Source organism: Moraxella sp. TY6 (assembly GCF_048551375.1).
Classification (GTDB): Bacteria; Pseudomonadota; Gammaproteobacteria; order Pseudomonadales; family Moraxellaceae; genus Faucicola.
In genome coordinates this window covers 35,702-53,232 of sequence record NZ_JBLYZJ010000008.1, presented here as the reverse complement: position 1 = coordinate 53,232, position 17,531 = coordinate 35,702, and the positions used below count along the sequence as shown (strand labels likewise).

Below are 17,531 nucleotides of genomic sequence, written 5' to 3'. Positions count from 1 at the left end.
AAAAAGATATCTCAAATAGAACATTTTTTCAAGAAAAATACAACCCAAATCACCCAAAAATTATGTAATAAAATGTTACAAACTTATGACGCAAAAAACCACCCGAAGGTGGCTTTTGTTAAACAGTCAATTATCAGCGTGAGCCGACTTAATACACAAAGGTATTAGAAACCGTGACCGCTTGATAAACTCAAATCCATGTGATGGAATTTATTAGGCAACTCACGTTCTGGTTGGCTCAAAATATCTTTGGTCACCAAGCCTTCCGCAATCTCACGCAATGCCAATACCGTGGGTTTGTCGTTTTCACGCTCAACCAATGGCTCAGACACGCCACGAGCTAACTGGCGAGCTCGTTTGCTTGCCACCAAAATCAAATCAAAACGGTTATGGATATTATCTAAACAATCTTCGACAGTGACACGTGCCATGAGTGTATAATCCTCATCAAAATAAAAAAGTGAATAGGTGATTTTAACAAAATTTTGGGATAAACACTAGCAATAGTTGAAGTTTCTCAGTAAAGCTAGTTCTGTATTAAAATTGGTGGGTTACGTCCGAAATGATGGATTAACCCACCCTACAAGTTTACTTAACCTGAGTTTGCGTTAAGAGAAATTATAACTCATTGATATTGCTATTATTTAAATCTCCCCCAACCCCCTCTTTACAAAAGAGGGGGCTATCCCCCCATAACTTAGACTAAAACGGTGGACAAGTCCCCCTTTGAAAAAGGGGGATTTAGGGGGATTATATGGAAAATGCTAATGCTTCTTATCCCGAGTTTAGCTTACTTAAATTTTGCTGTAAATACTTATGCCCAAATTTACAGCGCTTTCAGCCCTGCTTTATTTTCACGTTTAGGACGTGCAGATTTGGGTTTTGTGCTATGCGAAGCCTGTTCGGTTTGATAATGCTCGTATTCACTGGGGTCAAAGAACATCCCTTGCGAATTTTCTTTGGCATAAATCCCTAGCACCGCCTGCATCGGTACCCAAATTTCTTTGGACAACCCACCAAACCGTGCGTGAAAATTAATATAATCATTATCAATATGTAGATTGCCTGTAGCACGACTGGCAATATTCAGCACAATCCGACCCTCTTGCACATATTCCACAGGTACAACCACATTGGGTTGAGTGGCATCAACCATCAGATAAGGGGTCAGTTGATTGTCCTCAAGCCATTCAAAAATCGCACGAATCATATAGGGGCGAGTTGGGCTGAGTTGTGGGGTAGGCTGTGTCATGGTCATTCTCTCTTACATAATTGTTGCAATAATTTTATTAACACTCAAGAATTAACACCTTAACCATCAAGTAACAATTAGAAAATTGTCGATATTTCAAATCACTATCAAACGATAAAATCGCTTACTATCAACATAACACAATAACTTACATAAAAACTTACCATACTGTAACAGTTTGTAAAAAAGTACGAATTTTTCTAAACTATTCATTTAAAGCGTTAATGGCGACATACTCTTTTTGACACTCGGTAAGGCAAAAATTCGATCCATATATTGTAATAAGGGGCGTGTCAAATGCTTAGGTAAATCAATCTGCATCAAGGATAAACGACATAAAATACTCACCAAAATACAGTCACACAGCCCAAATTTATCTGATAAAAAATAACTTTGATGAGCGAATAATGGCGATAAAGTCACCAATGAGTCGGTAAGTTGTTGGCGAGCTTTTTTGGCTTGTTGAATATCCAAGGTATCGGGATGGGTTAATAAAATATCTGCTAATTTGACCCAGTCATGTTCAATCCGCCAACATAATTGCCGATAATTGGCACGTTCAATGGGCGTTTCTGGTAACAGTTTGGTCTGTGGGTAACGTTCTTCTAAATATTCAAAAATCACCGTATTACGGTATAATATCAAATCTCGCTGTACTAGTACAGGTAATGTGTTATAAGGATTGATATCTGCCAAATCTTCCAGTTGTTCCCAATCGTGGCGAATATCAATTTCATTAAACTCAATTTTTTTGACACATAATGCCAAACGCACTTGATGGCTCAAATAACCATCATCTGCATAAAGTACCAGTGTATTCGCTTGGGGGGTTAGCATATTGTGAATATCAACGTATTTTTGAAGTTATGGATTTATTATATACCATTTTGTTGTCAATTTATTGTCAATAAATTGGGTTGGGTATGCGTTATCCTATCTGACAAATGGTATTTTGGTGAAGCCATACAACAAAAAAGGTAGCCTAAGCTACCTTTTTTATGTGTCTTATTATGAACTTTGTCAAAATGACGGATTATTTCACATCTTTCCAAAATTCTTTATTCAATAAGTACACAGGGATTAATAAGGCAGCTAAGAATAGCAATACCCAAAATCCATACACTTTACGTTGGTGAGCTTGTGGCTCTGCCATCCACGCCATAAAGTTGACGATATCTCCGATATTTTGGCGGTATTCTTCTTTTGAGGTGTTCATCTGCATATCATGCAACACGTGAGGCATGGCTGCGTTTGGCAACACCATGTTGTTTGCACCCCAAGGACGGCTAGGGTCTTCGTAGAAAGCGAGCAGGTAAGTATATACCCAATCATTACCACGTAGACGAGTTTCTAGCGATAGGTCAGGTGGTTGAGCACCAAACCATGCTTTTTGTTGCTCTGGGTCAATACCAGCAGTGATATGGTCACCCACTTGGTCAGTCGTTACCATCAGGTATTTTTCGACTAACTCTTTAGGGATATCCAAATCTTTGTACATTTTAGAATAACGTACATATTGAGCCGAGTGACAGCCAACACAGTAACTCATAAACATGGATGCACCACGTTGGATTGACGCTTTATTGGTCAAGTCTACAGGGGCAACTTCACACGCCAAATGCTCATCTTTCCCATCAACAGTCTTGTAAGTACCACAGCCACCGCCACCACTGGCTTGAGCGGTAGTCGCCCCAAGCCCTAGTGCTAAGGTCAAGCCCAATCCAGCGATAATCTTATTAACAGCTTTCATTAGTGACCTCCAGTAACACGTTCAGGTGGACGTTTACACGTTTCGATAGACGTATAAATCGGCATCAATAAGAAGAACAAGAAATAAAGAACCGTACAAATACGAGCGACCAAGGTTGCTGTATCGCTTGATGGAATCACACCCAAATAACCTAAAATCAAGAAACTAATCACGAAAATAGTCAAAGCGATTTTTGATAACGTACCTTTGTAGCGAATTGAGCGTACAGGTGATTTATCAAGCCAAGGTAACACGAATAGAATCGCAATCGAAGCACCCATTACAATCACACCAGGTAGGGCAGAGCCAAACATAGATGGTGTCGCACGAAGCATCGCATAGAATGGCGTGTAATACCAAACTGGGGCAATGTGTGCAGGGGTTTTTAATGGGTTGGCTGCTTCAAAGTTTGGTGGTTCTAGGAAGAAACCGCCACCTTCTGGGAAGAAGAATACCACGGCAAAGAACACCATAAAGAACACCACGATACCAACCAAGTCATGCACAGTATAGTAAGGATGGAATGCCACACCATCAAGGGGTACACCATTTTTGTCTTTTAGTTTTTTGATGTCGATACCATCTGGGTTGTTTGAACCAACATGGTGCAATGCCACCAAGTGAACAAATACCAAACCAACCAAAATCAAAGGAATTGCCACAACGTGTAAAGCAAAGAAACGGTTAAGGGTAATACCAGAAATGATATAGTCACCTTTGACCCATTCGCCTAACGCATCACCAATAAAAGGAATCGCCGCAGGTAGGTTCAAAATAACTTGAGCACCCCAAAACGACATATTACCCCAAGGTAGCAAGTAACCAAAGAAGCCTTCTGCCATCAAGCATAGATAAATACCCATACCGATTAGCCATACAAGCTCACGAGGTTTTTGATATGAACCATAGAGTAAACCACGGAACATATGTAGATACACCACCACGAAGAATGCCGAAGCCCCAGTCGAGTGCATATAACGAATTAACCAACCACCTTCAACATCACGCATGATGTATTCAACAGAAGCAAACGCTCCCTCAGCACTTGGGTTAAACATCATGGTTAGCCAAATACCAGTCACTAACTGGTTGACCAATACCACCATTGACAATACGCCAAAAAAATACCAAAAATTGAAATTTTTTGGGGCGTAATATTTTGACATATGGTATTCATAGGTTTCAGTCGCAGGAAAGCGTGCGTCCACCCAATGCATTAATTTTTGTCCCATACTCATATTAAGCTACCCCCACCGTTAAAATTGTTGCACTTAAACTATAGTCAGGGACAGGCAGATTACGAGGTGCAGGTTGACCAGTTAAAACACGCCCTGCAAGGTCATATTTTGAACCGTGGCATGGACAGAAAAAACCACCCAACCAACTGCTACCACCCAAATCAGCCGCACCCACTTCTGGACGGAAGGCAGGAGCACAACCCAAGTGGGTACAAACACCCTCACACACTAACAAGTCTGAATTGTCTTTTGAGCGAGAAGGGTTTTTGCAATATTCAGGTTGTAGAGAGGCTTCAGATTTTGGGTCAGCCAACTGGGGTTCAAATTTTGCCAAATTGTCCATCATTTCTTTGGTACGTTTGACAATATAAATGGGTTTACCACGGTACTTCACTACGACCATCTGACCTGCTTCAATTGACGCAGTATCATAAGTCACAGGTGCACCCGCAGCTTCTGCTTTGGCACTAGGGTACCAAGAACGCACAAATGGCGTGGCAACCGCTGCAACACCTACCGCACCTAGGGCGGCAGTGGAAGCGATTAATACTCTACGGCGTTTCATATCAACGCCTTCGGCATGGCTCATTAACAATTCCTCCAGATTAATGTTTCAATCCTTTCCTTAACTCAATAACAGCCTTTAGTAAAAGGGGGAGAGAGGTATCAACCATCAAAATGACTTTGGTTACATGGGTAACAATATTCCCACATTAGGTTTATGGCTATTTTAAATCAGTTATTCTTTAAAAGCCACCTTAGCTGTGCCTAAATTTCGCTAATATTGCTATTTTATGCTATTTTTGTCATAAAATAAATTCCTAATCGAAAATAAAAAAAATACCCTTGTAAGATACAAGGGCATTTTTGTAAAAACGTATAACTAAAATTAACGTTTTGAGTATTGTGGGCGTTTGCGTGCTTTGCGAAGACCCAATTTTTTACGTTCAACTTCACGAGCGTCACGAGTCACAAAACCAGCTGCTTTTAGAGCAGGTTTTAGCGTTTCGTCAGATTCGATTAATGCACGAGTAATACCGTGGCGAATTGCACCTGCTTGACCATTGATACCGCCACCTTTAACAGTAACGTAGATATCAAATTTAGTGGCAACATCAAGTAGTTCTAATGGTTGACGTACCACCATTACCGATGTTTCACGACCGAAGTATTGGTCAAGTGGCTTGCCGTTCACAACGATGTTGCCTGAACCTGCTGACAAGAATACACGAGCAGTTGAAGTTTTACGACGACCTGTACCGTAATTGCGTTCCATAGTTTGCTCCTTAGATATCTAACACTTGAGGTTGTTGAGCAGTATGTGGATGCTCAGTACCTGCGTACACTTTTAGCTTTTTAATCATGGCATAGCCAAGTGGACCTTTTGGCAACATACCTTTTACCGCTTTTTGAAGCACGTCTTCTGGCTTGTGAGCGATAAGTTTGGTAAAGTTGGTTTCTTTGATACCACCTGGGTAACCAGTGTGACGGTAGTATTTTTTATCTTGAGCTTTTTTACCAGTAACGGCAATTTTCTCAGCATTAACAACAACGATATAATCGCCAGTGTCAACGTGTGGGGTGTATGAAGGCTTATGCTTACCACGTAAACGTGATGCGATTTCACTCGCCAAGCGGCCTAGCGTTTTACCTTCAGCGTCGACGATGTACCAATCGTGTGTCACTTCATGTGGTTTAGCACTGATAGTTTTCATGTTTAAAAAACCTTTTTGAGTTAATAGTTGAGAGTGATTGTCTGGGAAACGAGGGCTCTCAAAATTACGAACGCATATTATATGGGCTTTATGCGATTGTTGCAATATGTCATTAGGGGTTTTGGATAAAATAAATTGATGAAAATAAAAAAGGTGCATTTAACGCACCCATTCATATAAAAGCCTTTAAGTATTAAATTACACCAAATCTAAAATTTACAGTCGTAGGGGCGTAATGCTTACGCCCTGTTTAAAGTTTTAAAATATTGGGCTTATGCCTTGCGAAGCAGTGCTTCTCACCTACAGTACGACATTTATTGGGTTTGTTATTAAACGTTAAATCTAAAGTGCATGACATCGCCATCTTGCACGATATAAGTTTTGCCCTCTAGGCGAGATTTACCCGCAGCGGCAGCCCCTTTTTCACCTTGATATTGAATAAAATCATCAAAGGCAATGACTTCAGCACGGATGAAGCCACGTTCAAAGTCGGTATGAATCACACCAGCAGCTTCAGGGGCAGTAGCACCGACTTTCACCGTCCATGCACGCACTTCTTTGACCCCTGCGGTAAAGTAGGTTTGCATATTTAACAGCTCATACCCTGCACGAATCACACGGTCAAGCCCTGCCTCTGCCATCCCCATACTTTCCAAAAACTCGGCTTTTTCGTCATCGTCTAATTGGGCGATTTCCGATTCGATTTGGTTACACAGTGGTACGACAATGGCGTTGTCTTTTTCGGCAAATTCACGTACTTGGTCAAGATAAGGGTTGTTTTCAAAGCCATCTTCCGCCACGTTGGCAATATACATCACAGGTTTTAGCGTGATTAAACCGTAGCTACGAATCAGTTTTTTCTCGTCTTCGTCAAGATTTGCCATGCGAGCAGGTTTGCCATCGGCGAGTAATGGCTCGATTTTGTTAAAAATATCCACCATCGCTTTGGCATCTTTATCGCCACCTTTGGCTTTTTTGCCAACATTGATAATAGCACGGCTCACCGCCTCAAGGTCTGCCAACGCAAGTTCGGTATTGATGGTTTCGATGTCTGACAGTGGATTGACACGTCCGTCAACGTGAATCACGTTGTCATCATCAAAACAGCGGACAACGTGGGCGACCGCATCAGTTTCACGGATATTGGCAAGGAACTGGTTACCCATGCCTTCGCCTTTACTCGCCCCTGCGACCAAGCCTGCGATATCGACAAACTCCATTGCTGTGGGGAGGACACGTTCAGGTTTGACGATGTCTGCCAGTTGCTTCAAACGTGGGTCTGGCACAGGGACGATACCTGTGTTTGGGTCTTTGGTACAAAAAGGGAAGTTTTCGGCAGCGATACCTGCTTTGGTGAGTGCGTTAAAAAGGGTGGATTTGCCGACATTTGGCAAGCCTACGATGCCACAGTTAAAGCCCATAATGTTCTCTCTGTTTGATTTATAAAATTGGCAGACATTTTAACAAAATTTGTGATAGCTTGCTTGCAATTTATTGGGTAGGCATATTTTGCAGTCATCTTTTTGTCTTTAATACGCTCTAAAAGCACATTGTCATTAAACTGTCATATTCATCCGTCAAGCTATGTTATAATCATAGGCTTCTCTTTTTTTCGCCAAGTTTAGGAACTGCAACGTGACCGTTTCCCCTTTTATGGCTCATCAGCCACGCAAACGCTTTGGGCAAAATTTTTTACATGACAAGTCTATTATTAGCCAAATTATCGACAGTATCCATGCCAATCGTGATGATTTGATGCTCGAAATTGGGCCGGGTATGGGAGCGATTACCGAACCCTTGCTTGCCGAAGTTGACCGTTTGACTGTGGTCGAACTCGACACTGATTTGGCGGACACGTTACGCATTCGCATTGGGGCAAATAGTAACGAAGGCTTAACCATCGTCAAAGCCAACGCCATGGATGTGGATTATCGTGAGCTTTATCAACAAGTTAATAGTGATAAAACTGAGAAAAAAATGCGGATTGTGGGTAATTTGCCGTATAACATTTCCACGCCATTATTGTTTCATTTATTGACGTTTGCCGATGTGATTCAAGATATGCACTTTATGCTCCAAAAAGAAGTGGTTGACCGTATCACGGCTGAGGTCAATACAGGCGAATATGGGCGTTTATCGGTGATGATGCAGTATTTTTGTGAAACCGATTATCTGTTGACCGTGCCGAATGGGGCATTTAATCCACCACCCAAAGTCACCAGTGCTGTGTTTCGTTTGACACCATTTGAGCAAAAACCGATTGTAGCAAATGATGAAAAATTGTTTGCCTTGGTGGTGCGAGAGGCGTTTAATCATCGCCGTAAGACTTTGCGAGCGATTTTTAAAAAATCACCGATTTTGCCTGCGGTGACGGAGCAACAACTCATTGACTGGGGACTTAATCCAATGGCTCGTCCAGAAACATTAAGCGTAGTGGATTTTGTCACGCTGAGTAATGGTATGGCGGATTTAGAAAAATAATTGTAATAGGACTGACGCATTTAACCAAATCGTAGGTTGGGTAGGGCTTGCGATACCCAACAATTTGAATGGTTTATGTTGGGTGTCATTCTTCCACCCAACCTACAAAAAATGGCATTTTTGCGTAAGCCCTATGTAATTTAACAAAAAAACAGGTAGGGGCGTATTGAATACGCCCTTTTATTCCTGTTTTTTGTATTTTAATAAATAATAATAGTTAGGTAAAAGAGGGCATATGGCGTTTCGACACCAGTATATAATTGGCGATATTCAAGGTTGTTATAGTGATTTAAAAGCCTTGCTAAAGTTGATTCATTTTGATGAAAGCCAAGACAAGCTATATTTTGCAGGCGATATTGTCGCTCGTGGTGAAGATTCACTTGCCTCATTACGCTTGGTCAAACGCCTGTGCGAGGCAGGCTGTGCCGAAACGGTGCTGGGGAATCACGATATCAATTTGATAGCTGTGTGGCGTGGGGCGACCAAAATCAAGAAAAAAGACAAAACCCAAGCCATTTTTGATGCCCCAGATTGCAATGAGTTGATGAATTGGCTACGCAAACAGCCGTTGTTGCTACTGCCTGATGATAAAACCGTGCTAGTGCATGCAGGGATTCCGCCGAATTGGACGATTAGCCAAGCCAAAATGTACGCCACTGAGCTAGAAACCCAGTTACAAAGTAGCCTATGGCAACTTGACCGCTTATTACCCAACTTATACAGCTCAGAGGCTGTGCCTTGGTCCAATATGCTGACAGGCTATGTGCGAATGCGAAGTATTTGCAATTACTTTACTCGGATGCGGTTGTGTCTAGCCGATGGTACGCTTGAGTTTAGCTTTAAATCCAGCCTTGATGATAAAATGCCAGATGGCTTTCGCCCTTGGTTTGCATGGCAAGTACCAAGAGAACGCCAAATTTTCTTTGGACATTGGGCGGCGTTAAAAGCCAAAGTCGATACCAATATCGCACGAGCCACCGATGCAGGTTGTGTGTGGGGTGGGGGATTGATGGCGTATCGGTTGGGGGATGGGAAAGTGTTTTGCCAAAGTTGTAAAATGAAATAACCTTTAAATTTCAAATAATTTCACAAAATCCCTCGGTAATCGTGTAGGGCGGACTTCGGTTTGCCCTTTGTCATTTTTGGAGGTTGCCACGCAAGCAATGGTTATATCCGCTTCACTGAGTAACACATCATCTAGCCAAATCTGTTGCACCAATAATAAAGACGTATTTTTAACCGTCAAATCCGCAATGTTTACCTTGACTAAACTATCCAATAAAATCGGTCGAAGGTAACGAATATTGGCTTTACTCACCACGAATTGAATGTCTGGCAAACCGTTATCCTGCTGATTTTGCGACTTATTTTGTGAATGACTGCGATAAAAATAACTGGTCATGCCAAGTGAACGAAGCCAATCACGGCGACAGCGTTCAAATAGTTTTAGGTGATTGGCATGATACACAATCCCACCTGCATCCGTGTCTTCAAGATAAATGCGATACTCCGTGTTAAAAATAGCTTTGTCTTGTGACATAGTAATTTCCCTTTTTTCATTCATTTGTCTTCTTATCCCTGTTATAACACAAAAAAAAGAATGGTAGCAAACCATTCTTTTTTGTTACCAAAGCAATCGGCAGTTAAGCGACTTTTTTATACTTGGCAGGTGAGCGTTTTAGCTGTTCAAGATAGCCACGAATATTGGTCACATAGTCCATACATTGTACATAACGGCTGTTCGTTGAAGCATTTTCTGCCATATAACGATATACCTCTGCCCAACTATTGGCATTACGCCCACTTTGTTGTAGGGTGGCTTGGATATTTTTGATGGCTTGAGGCCCCATATTATAAGCCGCCAAGGTAAACCACAGCCTATCAGAATTAGGCATATTGCCAAACTGTTGTTGTACTTTTTTGAGGTATTTCGCCCCGCCTTCGATGCTTTGTTGGGCATCAATACGGTCAGTTACACCCATCGCTTCAGCAGTATCATTGGTCAGCATCATAATGCCTCGTACACCTGTTGGTGAGGTGGCTTCTGCGTTAAGGTGGGATTCTTGATAGCCCATTGCCACCAATAACTGCCAGTCAAGGTCATGGGTTTTGGCATTTTGTTTAAAGGCGGTACGATACATTGGCAAGTTTGTTTTGATGATTTTGCTAAAATGTTGTTCGCTATAATCAGTATCAAAAACTTGCTGGGTATAGAATTTCGCCAAATGCTGATTGGTATTCAAGGTATTGGGTTGGCACAAAAACGACTGGCTATTTTGCAATAAACTTTGGTCAGACGCACGCATTTGTAAGCTGACATTTGGGTTAAGCCCATAGGTACTCAAGTAGTCTTTACCACAGTTTAAATTGATTTGGTTCAGCGTATCGTCATTGGCGGCTGTCAAATGGCGACCATCCAAATAGGCAGGCTGAATGGTTTGGGTGGTCAACGCCATATCCACTTTTCCTGCTTTTACGGCTTCTAAAGCCAAGGCTTCATTGGCAAACACTTGTGTGACCATATTGACCTTGAGATGATGGGCATAACTCTGCAATACATCATGTCCAAAGCCATGCTCAAAGCCATCTTTAGCAAAATAAGTCGTTCCATTGACCACAGTCGCAACCCGTAATGTATGGCTGGCTTGAATGTGGTCAAGGGTCTTTGAGGCGAGCATTGGGGTAGGCAAGCTCACCAAACTGGCAGTCGGCAAGTTAGTTGCTGATGGTTTTAGCACCACATTGGGCATGGGCTGATTGGCTGAAGCTTGGCTGGCTGTTGCTGGCATACTTAACGTTGATTTGACACCAAAATACGCCAACGGTAACATCAAGCTCAAAATTCCCAATACCTTTGCACCAAAGGATAGGCAACGCACACGATTGGCGATTAATGCACGCCAACGAGGCTGTCCTAGCGAACCGACAGGCGATAGGGTGATTTGAGAAAAATGGGTTGAGCTAAAATTTGGGGCTACTGCACCGCTAACGACAGGCTGACACCCATGACTACCACGCACCAAACGCACAAGATGAGAGGCGTTCGAGGCAAAAGCAGGGGACACAGGGTGAAATACTAAACGTTCAAACCTTGTCAATAATAGCGGAACACGTAATGGATGCTGAAATAATGAAAATCCATTGGGTTGCATGTGTGACTACTCCACGGCACACACACGTTGCTTGCGTTAAATTAATACGATAGTTGACTATGCCAAATGAAAACGGTTAATGAAACTAGTCGTTGGGTTATACAAGGTGGTAGGGCTTATCTGATTCATTCTTTGTCTTATGAATTAACAATTAACAGCCACAAACACGGATAACTTCAACTATCCAAAAATTGCTCTCATCCAAAATAGGTCGTCTTAATCCAACGCTAAAAAAAGAGGTAAAACTGGTTACCTCTTCTTATACCTATGACGGTGATGGCTTCCTGTCTTGCACAAAAATACCATCAATCATAAAAAATTAAAAAATACCGTATTACGGTCGCTAGGGATTTGCTCATATATAATAAATTAAATCAGAAATAACACGATAAGATTTTGGGCGTATGTCAGTCCCTACATGTTCTGTCTTATTTCTTATTTAAACGACTATACAATCTGGTGTTGCTAATCCACTAGAAAATTTAACGTTCATCAACGTATGTCATGCGGTTGTTTTGGCAAAGCATGGCAATACAATTGCTTATGGTTGAGCATTTTAAAATAAAATATTTTTTACGTCATGCAATCATTTGCATAACAGGCTAAAATCTCGATAAAACTAACTAAAAACCACCTAAACGGAAAAAATTAGCCAATTTATATTTATTTTGTCTAAATTTTCCCCATAAAGTGATGCTATAAACGATGAAAAAAATGGGATGAAATGCGTCAATCAAAGACATAAGTTTAGCAGATATGGTTTTTGTCATATTTGTTAAATGACGATTCATACCAAAAAATCTTATACAGGATTATCAATATCCACAAACTCCACCGTTAGCCCAAACTGTTGGGCAATATGCTCGCCCAATGCTTTAACACCGCCCCGCTCGGTCGCATGATGCCCACACGCCAAATATTCAATGCCCAACTCACGAGCGATATGCGTGGTACGTTCGGACACTTCACCAGAAATAAACGCATCACAGCCTTGCGTCACCGCTTGCTCCAACATATCTTGAGCCGAACCTGTGCAAATGCCAATCCGCTTGACTTGGGCATTACCACCTGCCAAATGTAGTGGTTCTCGCCCCAGTTGTTGGGCGATATTTTGCCGTAACTCATCAATATCTATCGCTTGGGCTAAGTTGGCAATATTGCCAACAGGTTTTTTCTCATGGGGATAGAGTGGTTCGGTAAGGGTGAAGCCCAGTTGCTTGGCGAGTTGGGTATTATTACCGAGCGTTGGATGAGCATCGAGTGGCAGATGATATGCCAATAGTGAAATGCCATGTTGCATCAGTAGCCGAATCCGCTTGCCTTTCATGCCGATGAGTGGGGCAGTTTCACCTTTCCAAAAATAGCCATGATGTACCAAAATTGCTTGGGCATTTGCTTCGATGGCGTGTTCAATCAAGGCTTGTGACGCCGTGACCCCAGTGATGATTTTTTGAATCGGTTGGTCGGCATCGACTTGTAGCCCATTGGGGCAGTAATCTTGAAACGCATCGACTTCCAATAATTGATTAATCCAATCGGCAAGGGCGGTGGGAGTAAGGGGTGAGGGGGCAGTTAAAGGCATGAAAGTGTTCCTGTTTATCGAATTATTGAAGTGTATTATAGGGGCTTATTGAATAAGCCCAATATTTAAAATTTCAAATAGGGCGTAAGCATTACGCCCCTACAACGTTAATTTTTGGATTTGGTATTATAATCTCCCCCAACCCCCTCTTTACGAAAGAGGGGTCTAGCGTCTTTAATCAACAAGATAAACTCAAAATTTGCTTAAGTCCTAACAATAATTATTTCGGCAATTTACTAGCGGTATCATTTACATTATCAGGTTTTTTATCAGCAACTTTATCTTTAATGGCTTGTTTTTTCTCTTCAATTTCGGCAGGCGTGAGTTTTTCTACTTGAGCCAATTTTTCCGCAGGGGTCAACGGCTCGCTTGGCACGGCTGGCGGTGGGGCGGTTTTTTTGGATTTTTCGATGGGTTTATCGTCATAAATAATGTTGCCGTCACTGTCAATTAAAGCGTATTTCATTGGTTGTTTACGTGGCACAAAAAAGTCGGATGGCTGATTCATCAAATGCGAATACACCAAACCAAACAGGTATTTCCATTCAAACATTTTGACATTTCTGGCTCGTAGGGCAGTAATTAAGGCAAGCGAAAAGCTGACCAGTAAGTTTATCATGCCAATCACCGCCACGCCCAATAGGCTGACTAAAATTAAACTTAATTCTGGCATTTCCCCAGTATTGGCAAAAATATTAAAAATACCATGAATAAAGTTGGCAGAGGCAAAGGCAATGTGACGAATGTCGAGCGGTAAGCCAAACATAAAGCCAATGGTTGCCGTACTGCCCAAAAAGCAACCAAAAATAAAGTTGCTCATAATTGCCCCAAGGTTGCGTTCGACAAAGTCACTAAAGCGTTGCAAACGCTCGGTGGACATCCATTGTTGTAAGCGAGGGTGATTGCGGATACGCTCGCCAATTTGGTTATGCACTGCCAAATTGTCATAATAGCCTGCGATTAACCCAGAAATATACAGATATACCCCTGCAATGGCGGCGTGCGGTATCGCAAGTGAGGTAAAAGGGTTTAAATCATGCAATAAATGGTCGGCGGTACTCAGCGAAGTCAAGGGTTTGCCGAGTCCGTACAGCCAAAAACTCGATATCAATAACGCCACAGGCATGGCAATCGAAATATTCCCCATAATCGCAATAAATTGGGTACGCATGATATCGACCACCAGTTCTGCCAATTTGGAGAGTTGGGTGTTTTTATTGCGTCCAGTGACCTCCGAAATCGTTGAGGCAATCGCCGCTGCCGTCATTGCAGGCTGTTTGGTGGCGACCGTACCGCCAATAATATGAATCAGCACAAAGCCCAAGCCATAAATCATACTATTCAAAAACGCCACGCCCATCGGTGCTAACGCAAGATATTTGCCCAAAATTTTTAGCGTTGCCATAAAGCCAATCAGCACACCCCCTCGAGCCGCCTTGAGGTACATACGGCGATAGCCTGATTTGTCGGTACTGATATAATGTTCACCAACTTTACTGGCATTTTCGGTAACTTTTCTTGATAAAAGTTCGGTATTTACCCCAAATAAATAACGAAAACTATTACGATTGTGTGAGCCTTCATACAATACTTTTAACAAGGTTATCACCGCCGATTTTTGGGTATGTGAATCGGTTGCCAATAGTGATAGCAGTAGCTCAAGGCGTTGCAAGGTTTGCTCTAAACGAACCAACATATTGGTCGTGCGAATGGTAATGCCTGTTTTATGAATGCGTTTACGGATGTTTAGCACCATCTGTTCGGCTTGGTCAGTCAACACAAAAATTTGGCTACTATCCACTTCGGGCAAGGGCAGTTGGGTATCTTCAGAAGCAGTCAAATAATTGGCTTGATATTGCTGAATAAAATCCCTAACCTCTTGGTTTAGCTCAATAAAAGTTTCTTGATTTTCTGTCGGATTGGGGAAGGCTTTGAGCATATCTGGATGCAAGCCAATGCCACTGATACGATGAGCCAAAATGGTAATGGCTTTTAATACATGCGACTTTAGTTCATTAATTAAGATTTTGTGTTGGTTAGATTTTTTATGTGGTGATGACTTGGGCAATCGCAACAATAACACCAATGCCATCCATTTGCGGTCATCGACCAACGTCACCCATTGGCGAGTTTGTGGCGTGGCAAATAATACATGAAATAAATACGTCAAGTCTTGGCTATCTGGTGTGGGTGGGAGTAAGCGAGAGCCGACTAACGCATGAAACTGGGAAAGGAAACTGGTATCGGATAAAATCCCCATATCAGTGTACAAAGACACTTGACGGTATTGGCTGATTAAGGTCAATATAAACACGCATAGACCTTCCGCCCATGAGGGTTTTCCCTTTAATAGCCTAAGCAAAATATCCATATGCTGATTGGCAGTGGCTTCATCATCGGCACGCTCTCGCAAGGTATCGAGTAGGCATTTAAACACCTCAACGTCAGGTTGGTCACGAAGTTTGCTGATGGTGGTCAATAATTCTGCCAAACGTTCTGACAACGGGGTCATCACTTTTAGTCCGTCATTATCCTGCATTTAAGTACCTTTTTGTTTTTTATTCAAATTTCACATAAAAGATAGTGAAGAAAATATAAAGTTTGACAATCGTAGGTGCGTGTGAAACACCTACATTTTTTAGTTGTTGAAATTACCTGAGTTTGGGTTAAGCTAAATTGTAAGCTATTGCTATCATTTAAATCTCCCCCAACCCCCTCTTTACGAAAGAGGGGGCTATACCTCCATAACTTAGACTAAAACGGAGGTGAAGTCCCCCTTTGAAAAAGGGGGATTTAGGGGGATTATAGGTAAAATGTTAATACTTCTTATCCCGAGCTCAGGTTAAATAAAGACGCTAGACCCCTGCCTACGCAGGGGTGACGAGTAATCAAAATCTTTGTCGTTACTTCGGGCATAGCCCTCGTCTTGCGAGCCTGCAAAACGATGTTTTGCTTTAACGGCTCTCATCCTGCGAATGCAGGAATCCAGTGTCTTTTGCGTTAGTCCTACAGTAAAAGAAATTTCCCTAGTGAGGTTAAAATTGGGGTACAATTTTTATTTTAATACCGATTAAAGTGAGCAACTTAATCGAATTTCGCCCCAAAATCCATTAATTTTTTGCAACAAAGCATAACATGACGACTGAAAACCAAGTATTACCGACCACGACTAAACATTTTTACCCAGACCCTGTCCCACATTCGGTGATGCAATCGTGGTTATTTGCCGACTTATTGCCGTGGCAACACACCGCTTGGGCGTATATGACTGAGCATTTTCCCAACCTGCCCCATGCCATGTTATTTGCAGGCAATGCAGGAACAGGCAAGCGAGCGTTTGTGTATCGTTTTGTGGCGTGGGCATTGTGTCACGCCAAAACCATCAATCATCAAGGCGTGGCAACCGCTTGTGGTGAATGCCCCAGTTGCCAATGGCTGATGGCACACACGCATCCCAATCTATACCAAATTCCGCCCATTAATATTGCCAGTGAGTCGAGCGATATCACCAAACCTAACAGCAAAAGTAAAGCCAAATTAAGCGACCAAAGTCCCACCCATGCTCATTCTGCGATTATCAAAATTGATACCATTCGAGAGCTTCAGCCGTTTGTTCAGCAATCCAGTGATGGCATCCGTTTGGTGGTGATTCATCAAGCCGATTTGATGACGTTAGGGGCAAGTAATGCCTTACTCAAAACCCTTGAAGAGCCTGCTGAGAATGTATTGATGTTATTAATCAGTGACACGCCTTCTCAGCTATTACCGACCATTCGTTCACGTCTGCAAAGTATGGCGGTTAGCCAGTTAACCCCACAACAATCGCTTGAATTTATGCAAGCCCAGTTGCAACAAGACTTGACTCAAGGTATTGCCAACCAATATCAACACCAAAATGGTGACAGTGCCGAACCAAATTTGCAAGACCTTACCCAAGTCAATGCCTTGTCAGGGTATGCCCCATTTGTCGCCCTTGATATGTGGCAAAGTCAGTGGTATCAACACCGTCAAACATGGATTAATAGTTGGCAAGCGTTGCGTTCTCATCAACGTAGCCCTGTACAAGCCAGTGATTATTGGCAAAAAACCTTGAGTTTGACCGACTTTTTATATTTATCCCAACTGATGCTGGTTGAAATTGCCAATCATTTATCAAATTTGATGGTGTCACAACAAGACCTTGACTATCAAAAGCTAAACCCACGCTCAACCTTATCGGCGATTTTGCAATTACAACAGCTTATCCGCCAAATTGTGCAGGATAGACGACAACACATCCAAGATAAACTATGTTATGATAAGCTAATGTATGCCTTACAACAAAGCTAAAAGATTTTATCCAATAATAAACAATTAATAAG

General features: G+C 42.1%; 16 protein-coding genes. 3 read left to right on the top strand and 13 right to left on the bottom strand.

Annotated elements, in window-relative coordinates; translation table 11 throughout:
• Positions 1-164: 164 nt before the first annotated feature.
• From rpoZ to ychF, 9 genes are all read right to left on the bottom strand, one after another.
• On the bottom strand, positions 165-431 hold the full coding sequence (rpoZ, locus tag ACK1U4_RS07505; RefSeq protein ID WP_419400609.1) for a DNA-directed RNA polymerase subunit omega: 267 nt from the start codon (positions 429-431) through the stop codon (positions 165-167).
• A gap of 395 nt (positions 432-826) precedes the next feature.
• Positions 827-1,252, bottom strand: a complete 426-nt coding sequence (locus ACK1U4_RS07500) for a ClpXP protease specificity-enhancing factor (protein ID WP_419400608.1) — start codon at positions 1,250-1,252, stop codon at positions 827-829.
• Positions 1,253-1,465: 213 nt separating this feature from the next.
• Entirely contained in the window at positions 1,466-2,089 is a 624-nt protein-coding gene (locus ACK1U4_RS07495) for a glutathione S-transferase N-terminal domain-containing protein (protein WP_419400607.1), read from the bottom strand.
• 196 nt (positions 2,090-2,285) lie between these two features.
• On the bottom strand, positions 2,286-3,002 hold the full coding sequence (locus ACK1U4_RS07490; RefSeq protein ID WP_419400606.1) for a cytochrome c1: 717 nt from the start codon (positions 3,000-3,002) through the stop codon (positions 2,286-2,288).
• Entirely contained in the window at positions 3,002-4,234 is a 1,233-nt protein-coding gene (locus ACK1U4_RS07485; RefSeq protein WP_419400695.1) for a cytochrome b, read from the bottom strand. Before ACK1U4_RS07485 ends, ACK1U4_RS07490 begins: the two co-directional genes overlap by 1 nt.
• Positions 4,235-4,241: 7 nt before the next feature.
• Positions 4,242-4,829 carry a ubiquinol-cytochrome c reductase iron-sulfur subunit gene (petA, locus tag ACK1U4_RS07480; protein WP_419400605.1) on the bottom strand — a complete coding sequence of 196 codons (588 nt, stop codon included), beginning with the start codon at positions 4,827-4,829 and terminating at the stop codon, positions 4,242-4,244.
• A gap of 300 nt (positions 4,830-5,129) precedes the next feature.
• Complete coding sequence (rpsI, locus tag ACK1U4_RS07475) at positions 5,130-5,516, bottom strand: 30S ribosomal protein S9 (RefSeq protein ID WP_419400604.1); 387 nt, start codon at positions 5,514-5,516, stop codon at positions 5,130-5,132.
• Between the two features lie 10 nt (positions 5,517-5,526).
• Positions 5,527-5,955 (bottom strand): 50S ribosomal protein L13, encoded by a 429-nt coding sequence (gene rplM, locus ACK1U4_RS07470; RefSeq protein ID WP_419400694.1) that lies wholly within the window; start codon positions 5,953-5,955, stop codon positions 5,527-5,529.
• A 329-nt stretch (positions 5,956-6,284) separates the two neighbouring features.
• The gene (gene ychF / locus ACK1U4_RS07465; protein ID WP_419400603.1) at positions 6,285-7,376 is read right to left on the bottom strand and encodes a redox-regulated ATPase YchF; all 1,092 of its coding nucleotides are present in this window, start codon (positions 7,374-7,376) and stop codon (positions 6,285-6,287) included.
• 232 nt (positions 7,377-7,608) lie between these two features.
• Here ychF and rsmA point away from each other — a divergent pair, with 232 nt between their 5' ends.
• Together rsmA and ACK1U4_RS07455 are read left to right on the top strand one after the other, a co-directional pair.
• Positions 7,609-8,436: a 16S rRNA (adenine(1518)-N(6)/adenine(1519)-N(6))-dimethyltransferase RsmA gene (gene rsmA, locus ACK1U4_RS07460; RefSeq protein ID WP_419400693.1), complete on the top strand. Its 828-nt coding sequence runs from the start codon at positions 7,609-7,611 to the stop codon at positions 8,434-8,436.
• 235 nt (positions 8,437-8,671) lie between these two features.
• Positions 8,672-9,502, top strand: a complete 831-nt coding sequence (locus ACK1U4_RS07455) for a symmetrical bis(5'-nucleosyl)-tetraphosphatase (protein ID WP_419400602.1) — start codon at positions 8,672-8,674, stop codon at positions 9,500-9,502.
• Between the two features lie 3 nt (positions 9,503-9,505).
• Here ACK1U4_RS07455 and ACK1U4_RS07450 read toward each other — a convergent pair whose 3' ends face one another.
• The 4 genes from ACK1U4_RS07450 to ACK1U4_RS07435 all read right to left on the bottom strand — a co-directional run bounded on the left by ACK1U4_RS07450 (position 9,506) and on the right by ACK1U4_RS07435 (position 15,709).
• Positions 9,506-9,976 (bottom strand): hotdog domain-containing protein, encoded by a 471-nt coding sequence (locus tag ACK1U4_RS07450; RefSeq protein ID WP_419400601.1) that lies wholly within the window; start codon positions 9,974-9,976, stop codon positions 9,506-9,508.
• 103 nt (positions 9,977-10,079) lie between these two features.
• Positions 10,080-11,588 carry a transglycosylase SLT domain-containing protein gene (locus ACK1U4_RS07445; protein ID WP_419400600.1) on the bottom strand — a complete coding sequence of 503 codons (1,509 nt, stop codon included), beginning with the start codon at positions 11,586-11,588 and terminating at the stop codon, positions 10,080-10,082.
• A gap of 802 nt (positions 11,589-12,390) precedes the next feature.
• Positions 12,391-13,170, bottom strand: coding sequence for a Nif3-like dinuclear metal center hexameric protein (locus ACK1U4_RS07440; protein ID WP_419400599.1), 780 nt, complete (start codon positions 13,168-13,170; stop codon positions 12,391-12,393).
• Between the two features lie 220 nt (positions 13,171-13,390).
• Complete coding sequence (locus ACK1U4_RS07435; RefSeq protein WP_419400598.1) at positions 13,391-15,709, bottom strand: site-specific recombinase; 2,319 nt, start codon at positions 15,707-15,709, stop codon at positions 13,391-13,393.
• A gap of 596 nt (positions 15,710-16,305) precedes the next feature.
• Here ACK1U4_RS07435 and ACK1U4_RS07430 point away from each other — a divergent pair.
• Positions 16,306-17,499 (top strand): DNA-directed DNA polymerase, encoded by a 1,194-nt coding sequence (locus ACK1U4_RS07430; protein WP_419400597.1) that lies wholly within the window; start codon positions 16,306-16,308, stop codon positions 17,497-17,499.
• Positions 17,500-17,531 lie beyond the last annotated feature (32 nt).